Source organism: Telluria sp. AZSoR62, assembly GCF_058111565.1.
In genome coordinates, this window is sequence record NZ_JBYTST010000629.1 from 1 (window position 1) to 234 (window position 234).

Genomic DNA, 234 nt, shown 5'->3' on the forward strand with positions numbered 1-234 from the left:
GCTGTCATCCCGCCAACGCCGGACACGGGCCGCCACGGAGTCGTGGTCGGCGTGGACAGATCAGAGGAGTCGCTGCAGGCCGTGTCCTTCGCCGTCGCCGAGGCTGACCGTGCAGGCGAGGAGTTGACGGTGGTCCTTGCCGTCCGAAGGCCCGCATGTGGGCCTTCGGCGACGTAGCATCAGGGTAGGCGGCAGCCGGGAGGGTGGCGAAATGTTTGAGCGATATACGGACCG

1 protein-coding gene is annotated in these 234 nt (G+C 67.5%); it reads left to right on the top strand.

Features of this window, described 5'->3' with window-relative positions:
* Nucleotides 1–51 precede the first annotated feature (51 nt).
* On the top strand, nt 52–177 hold the full coding sequence (locus tag AC3XQU_RS24975) for a hypothetical protein (RefSeq protein ID WP_489876775.1): 126 nt from the start codon (nt 52–54) through the stop codon (nt 175–177).
* Nucleotides 178–234 lie beyond the last annotated feature (57 nt).